The sequence below is a fragment of the Mesorhizobium captivum genome (assembly GCF_033977165.1).
In the GTDB taxonomy this organism is placed as follows: Bacteria; Pseudomonadota; Alphaproteobacteria; order Rhizobiales; family Rhizobiaceae; genus Mesorhizobium; species Mesorhizobium captivum.
In genome coordinates this window covers 107,147-113,546 of sequence record NZ_JAVIJB010000023.1, presented here as the reverse complement: position 1 = coordinate 113,546, position 6,400 = coordinate 107,147, and the positions used below count along the sequence as shown (strand labels likewise).

General features: G+C 65.2%; 6 protein-coding genes. 1 reads left to right on the top strand and 5 read right to left on the bottom strand.

The window, feature by feature from the left end; genetic code table 11:
* Positions 1–109 precede the first annotated feature (109 nt).
* The 4 genes from RFM40_RS20120 to obgE form a co-directional block, all read right to left on the bottom strand.
* Positions 110–697 (bottom strand): nicotinate-nucleotide adenylyltransferase, encoded by a 588-nt coding sequence (locus RFM40_RS20120; RefSeq protein ID WP_320278099.1) that lies wholly within the window; start codon positions 695–697, stop codon positions 110–112.
* A gap of 163 nt (positions 698–860) precedes the next feature.
* Entirely contained in the window at positions 861–2,147 is a 1,287-nt protein-coding gene (locus RFM40_RS20115; RefSeq protein WP_320278098.1) for a glutamate-5-semialdehyde dehydrogenase, read from the bottom strand.
* A gap of 14 nt (positions 2,148–2,161) precedes the next feature.
* Complete coding sequence (gene proB / locus RFM40_RS20110; RefSeq protein WP_320278097.1) at positions 2,162–3,301, bottom strand: glutamate 5-kinase; 1,140 nt, start codon at positions 3,299–3,301, stop codon at positions 2,162–2,164.
* Positions 3,298–4,335, bottom strand: coding sequence for a GTPase ObgE (gene obgE / locus RFM40_RS20105; RefSeq protein WP_320278096.1), 1,038 nt, complete (start codon positions 4,333–4,335; stop codon positions 3,298–3,300). The genes proB and obgE overlap by 4 nt, the downstream gene beginning before the upstream one ends.
* A 344-nt stretch (positions 4,336–4,679) precedes the next feature.
* Here obgE and RFM40_RS20100 point away from each other — a divergent pair, with 344 nt between their 5' ends.
* Complete coding sequence (locus RFM40_RS20100) at positions 4,680–5,543, top strand: endonuclease/exonuclease/phosphatase family protein (protein WP_320278095.1); 864 nt, start codon at positions 4,680–4,682, stop codon at positions 5,541–5,543.
* Positions 5,544–5,712: 169 nt separating this feature from the next.
* Here RFM40_RS20100 and RFM40_RS20095 read toward each other — a convergent pair whose 3' ends face one another.
* Positions 5,713–6,300 carry a GNAT family N-acetyltransferase gene (locus RFM40_RS20095; RefSeq protein WP_320227566.1) on the bottom strand — a complete coding sequence of 196 codons (588 nt, stop codon included), beginning with the start codon at positions 6,298–6,300 and terminating at the stop codon, positions 5,713–5,715.
* Between the last annotated feature and the right edge of the window lie 100 nt (positions 6,301–6,400).

The window sequence follows — 6,400 nt, the reverse complement described above, 5'->3', positions numbered from 1 at the left end:
CTCAGACGCTTCAACGCAATCGTAGACGGCTTCGTTCTGGCCTCCCAAATATGAACCCGAAGCAAATGTGTGCGCACACTAGCCCACAAGGGGAGAAGGGGGAGCTCGCCTAGCCCTTCGCCGCGTTGCGGATCGCGGTGGAGGAGAGCGACGAGCGTGGACCGTGGATGAAGGTCCAGGCCGGCGCCCGCATGCGGGCAAGCAGCGGCGCGTCGCCTTCGTCAACACGGGCGTAGTCGAAGGTCTTGGCGACGACCGACGACAGGAAGGAGAGCGTGGCGCCCGGGCGGTCGATGACCGCGATCGGGAAGGTCAGCACAATCTCCCGCCAACGCTGCCAGCGGTGGAAATCGCGCAAGCTATCCGCGCCCATGATCCAGACGAAGTCGACGCCCGGATTGCGCGCCTTGACCAGCGCCAGCATGTCGGCGGTGTAGCGGACATGATGCGCAGCCTCAAAGGCGGTGACCTTGATCTTGGGATTCCTGGCGATCTTTTCGGACCGCACGATGCGCTCAGTGAGCGGCGCCAGCTCGCGGGCGCTCTTCAGCGGATTGCCGGGCGTCACGATCCACCAGAGCTGATCGAGCGCGAGGCGCCTCAGCGCGATCTCGGCCACCAGCGCATGGCCGGCATGCGGCGGGTTGAACGAGCCGCCGAACAGGCCGACGGCGAGGCCCTTCCCGGCATGGGGCATGCGTAGATAGGGGGCGGGGACGGGCAGCCCACCCACCCCCTTGTGGGGAGGGTCGATCCGCGTAGCGGAGCGGGGTGGGGGTATCGTGGAATTCAGCGTCGTACCCCCACCCGGCTCGCAAAGCTCGCCACCCTCCCCACAAGGGGGAGGGTAAGACCCGTGCTCAAGGCCTCACCTGTCCCGACCCGCGCACGCGGTATTTGAACGAGGTCAATTGCTCGACGCCGACCGGCCCGCGGGCGTGCATCTTGCCGGTGGCGATGCCGATCTCGGCGCCCATGCCGAACTCGCCGCCATCCGCGAACTGCGTCGAGGCGTTGTGCAGCAGGATCGCAGAATCGATCTCGTTAAAGAATTTTTCGACCGCTTGCTGATCCTCGGCGATGATCGCCTCGGTATGGTGCGAGGAGAAGGTCTCGATATGCTCTATCGCGCCGGCGACGCCGTCGACCAGCTTCACCGCGATGATGGCGTCGAGATATTCCGTCACCCAGTCGGCATCGGTCGCCGGGCTGGCGTCGGAGAAAGCTTTCATCACTTCGGCGTCGGCATGAACTTCGCAACCGGCGGCGCGCAGCGCTTCGAGGATCGGCACCAGATGCGTGGACGCGACCGCGCGATCGACCAGCAGCGTCTCGGCCGCGCCGCAGACGCCGGTGCGCCGCATCTTGGCGTTGACGGCGATCCTCACCGCCATGTCGAGCTTCGCCGAGCGGTCGACATAGAGGTGGCAGATGCCTTCGAGATGGGCGAAGACCGGCACCCGCGCCTCGTTCTGCACGCGCTCGACCAGGCTTTTGCCGCCGCGCGGGATGATGACGTCGAGATTGCCGCTCAAGCCTTTGAGCATCTCGCCGACGGCGGCGCGGTCGGTGGTCGGCACCAGCTGGATGGCATCTTCGGGGAGGCCAGCCGCCTTCAATCCCTCGGCCATGCAAGCATGAATCGCCGACGACGAATTGATCGAATCCGAGCCGCCGCGCAGGATCACCGGATTTCCCGCTTTCAGGCAAAGCGCGCCGGCATCGGCCGTCACGTTCGGCCGGCTTTCATAGATGACGCCGACGACGCCGAGCGGCGTGCGCACGCGCTCGATATGAAGGCCGTTCGGGCGATCCCATTCGGCAATGACGTCGCCGACCGGATCCTCGAGCGCGGCGATCTCGCGTATGCCGTCGGCCATCGCCTTGATGCGCGACGGCGTCAGCTTCAGCCGGTCCATGAAGGACGCCGAAAGCCCCGCCTCGGAACCGTTCGAAATGTCGATGGCGTTGGCGTCGAGGATCGCCCGCTCGTTGCGCAGGATGGCGTCGGCCATGGCGGCCAAAGCGTCATTCTTGGCCGCGGTCGCGGCGACGGCCAACGGTCGGGCAGCGGCGCGGGCGCGGCGGCCGATATCGGCCATCAGCGCTATCGTATCTTCCCCGGATTTTTCGTGCAGCTTCAGCATGTTTCATCCTCCGCTCACTCTTCGGCCAATACGTGGTCGCCGGCAAGGTTTACCACAAGGTCGTCGCGATGGATCATTGCCGAGCGCACCTCGTAGCCGAGCACATTTTCGATCTCGGCCGTCTTCAAGCCCGCGATCCTTACGGCATCGGCGGCATCATAGGCAACCAGGCCGCGCGCGATCTCGCGACCCTCGGGCGACAGGATCGCCACCGTGTCGCCGCGCGAGAAATTGCCGCTGACCAGCTTGACGCCGGCCGGCAGCAGCGACTTCCCCGACTTCAGCGCGCCGACGGCGCCGGCGTCGACGGTCAGCCGCCCGGCCGGCTCGAGCTGCCCCGCGATCCAGGTCTTATAACCCTTCACCGGGTTGGCGCTGGGCTTGAAGAAGGTGGCGCGCTCGCCGCGCTCGATCGCCATCAGCGGCGAAAGCCTGGTGCCGGAGGTGATGATCATGGCGGTGCCGGCGGCGTTGGCGATCTTGCCGGCGTCGAGCTTTGTCCGCATGCCGCCGCGCGACAATTCGGATGCGGCCGCCCCTGCCATCGCCTCGATGTCCGGGGTGATGCGATCGACCACCGGAATGAACTTCGCCTGCGGATCCTTGGCCGGCGGCGCCGTGTAGAGACCGTCAATGTCGGAAAGCAGCACCAGCAGATCGGCACCCATCATCGTCGCCACCCGCGCCGCCAGCCGGTCATTGTCGCCGTAGCGGATTTCCGACGTCGCCACGGTGTCGTTCTCGTTGATGACCGGCACCGCCTTCATCTTGAGCAGCGTCGAGATCGTGGCGCGCGCATTGAGGTAGCGGCGGCGCTCTTCGGTGTCACCCAGGGTCAAAAGAATCTGGCCCGATTTCAGCCCGTCCTTGCCGAGCGCGTCCGACCAGGCGCCGGCGAGCGCAATCTGGCCGGCGGCGGCGGCGGCCTGGCTCTCCTCGAGCTTCAGCGCCCTCTTTCCCAGGCCGAGAATGGTGCGACCGAGCGCAATGGCGCCTGAGGAGACGACGAGCACTTCCGCGCCGGTATTGGCCAGCACCGCGATGTCGTCGGCCAAAGAGGTCAACCAGTCGCGCTTCAGCCCGCTCGCGCGATCGACCAGCAGCGCCGAACCGATCTTCACGGTGATGCGCCGGTATGATTTCAGCGATTTCATGTGTTTTGCTGCCAGCGCGTGTCGACGGGAGCAGGAACGGCGTCGCGCGCCTCGGCCACCACCGCCATCAGCGCGCGCAGCACAGTCTCGACGCCTTCGCCGGTGACCGCCGACAACAGCAGCGGCGCGCGGCCGGCGGCGCGCTTCAGAGACGCCGCCTTCTTCTTGCGGGCCTCCGCGTCGAGGATGTCGACTTGGGAAAGCGCGACGATCTCGGTCTTCTCGGTCAGCCCGTTGCCATAGGCATCGAGCTCGGCGCGAACGGTCTTGTAGGCCTTGCCCGGATTCTCTTCCTGCGCCGAGACCAGGTGAAGCAGCACGCGCGTGCGCTCGACATGGCCGAGAAAGCGGTCGCCGATGCCGACACCCTCATGCGCGCCTTCGATCAGGCCGGGAATATCGGCCAGCACGAATTCGCGACCGTCGATGCGGGCGACGCCGAGGCCCGGATGGAGCGTGGTGAACGGATAATCGGCGATCTTCGGCTTCGCCGCGGTGACGGCGGCAAGGAAGGTAGACTTGCCTGCATTGGGCATGCCGACAAGACCGGCGTCGGCGATCAGCTTGAGCCTGAGCCAGATGCTCAGCTCCTCGCCAGGCAGTCCGGGATTGGCGCGGCGCGGCGCCTGGTTGGTCGAGGTCTTGAAATGCTGGTTGCCGAAGCCGCCATTGCCGCCCTTGGCGAGCAGGAAGCGCTGGCCGACAACGGTCAAATCGCAGATCAGCGTCTCATTGTCCTCGGCAAAGACCTGGGTGCCGGCCGGCACTTTCAGCGTGATGTCGGCGCCCTTGCCGCCGGTCATGTTGCGGCCCATGCCGTGCATGCCGGTCTTGGCCTTGAAATGCTGCTGATAGCGGTAGTCGATCAGCGTGTTCAGCCCGTCGACCGCTTCCGCCCAGACATCGCCGCCGCGGCCGCCATCGCCGCCGTCCGGCCCGCCGAATTCGATGAACTTCTCGCGTCGGAACGACACCGATCCGGCGCCGCCGTCGCCGGAACGGATGTAAACTTTGGCCTGGTCGAGGAATTTCATCGGATTTCAGGTTTCTTCTGATGGTCTTGCGCGACTGCCCTAAGGCGTGTTGAGATTCAGGTCAGGCCGAGCCGAAAATGGCGGGTTCCGAGAACCGGAGTGGAGCGTACTTAAGTACGTGAGCACCGGAAGCGCAGGAAACCGGCATTTGCAGGCCGGCATCACCTGAATGTCAACACGCCTTAAACCAAGGCGGAGCTTAGGGCGAGGCTGTTTTGTGACGAAAGCGCTGGCACACGCTTTTGCGCACGCGGGAAACACGCCGGCATTGGCCGATTGCGAATGATCCCGCGCGACGATCGTTTCCGGTTCTCGCGGTTCTGCGTTGGTGTTGGAGTACCGGAATGAAGCTCGTCACCTACAACATCCAGTACGGCATCGGCCTCGACGGCCAGTACGATGTCGGCCGCATTACCGACGCCGTGCGCGGCGCCGATGTCATCGCCTTGCAGGAGGTGACCCGCAACAATCCGCGCAACGGCGACCACGACATGGTGGCCGAGATCGGCGAGGCGCTGCCTGACTATTTTGCCGCCTATGGCAGCAATTTCGAGGTCAACATCGGCTCGCGCCTGGATGCCGGCCGCGCCGTCACCAGGACCTTCCAGCTCGGCAACATGGTGCTGTCGAAGACGCCCATTCATCTGTCGCGCAATCTCCTTCTGCCGCGCAGCCGCAGTCTGGAAAGGATGAACTTCCAGCGCGGCGCGCTCGAGGCGCTGATCGAGACGCCGCTCGGTTTCATCCGCTTCTATTCCACCCATCTCGACCACCGCAGTCCCGTCGAGCGCCAGGGCCAGATCCGTTTCCTGCGCCAGCGCCTCTTGAACTATGCGCTGGAAGGCGGGGGCCTTTCCGGCATTCCCGAGATCGGTCTGCCGGACCTGCCCTACCCGGAGGCCTTTATCGTCATGGGCGACTTCAACATGCTGCCCGGATCGCCCGAATATGTCGAACTCGCCGGGCGTCCGGACCATGAGTTCGGCATGCCGCTGACCGCCGATCTCGCAGTCGACGTCGCCCAGCGCCTCGACGTTTCCGGCCTGTTCACCTGGGTCGACCCCAAGCGCCCCGATGATGCCGACCGACACAAACGCATCGACTATGTCTTCACCAGCGCTTCGCTCGCCGGCTCGCTGAAGCGCCTGTGGGTCGACCGGCAAGCGTGTGGATCGGACCACCTGCCGGTCTGGGCCGAACTTGCCTGAGGCATCCGGCCCCTTCGCGGCCACCTTCTCCCCGAGGGAAGAAGAGGCTGGCGCCGGCGCCTCAAACTCCTCTCCCCTCGGGGAGAGGTCGGATTGCCCCGAATTGCTCTCCGCAATTCGGTTGGCAATCCGGGTGAGGGGGCGCTTGCTCAGCCTTCTGAAGCAATCATCAAAAATGCACCCAGTTCCGCAGGCTCGCCCACGTCTTCCTGTCCAGCCGGTAGCGCTCGACCGGCACCTGGCCGGCGACGATCGAGTTCAGCATGCCCTGGCCGGCATACTGGAAGCCGCACTTGTGGATGACGCGGCGCGAGGCCGGATTGATGACCCTGGTCGAGGCATGCAGCACCTGGATCGAGGTCTTCTGGAAGGCAAGGTCGACCAGCGCATGCGCGGCTTCCGTCGCATAGCCGCGCTTCCAGTAAGGTTCGCCGATCCAGTAGCCCAGCTCCAGCCCGCGATCGGTGGTGTTGAGCCCCGCGCAGCCGACGAAGGTGCCGGTGCCGGCGAGCGTCAGCGCATAGACGATGCCGGCGCGGCGCGATGAGGCCATGGCGAGGAAGGCGCGGGCCTCGGCTTCGCCGTAAGGATGCGGCATGCGGGCCAGCATTTCGGCGACGTGACGGTTGTCGGCCAGAGCCACCAGTTGCTCGAGATCGCTCTCGCGCGGGGCGCGCATGACCAGACGCTCGGTGGCGAGCACCGGGCAATCGATCGCGTAACTTTCGTCGTCGGTGTCTTCCGCTTCGGCAACCATTTTAGTCCTCCAGGGCATAAGAAAAATAAAAAAGGAGAGATGGAAGCCCATCTCTCCTGATCCTTTTCCTGGCCTGGCCAGACACCGGTTCCCGAGATGG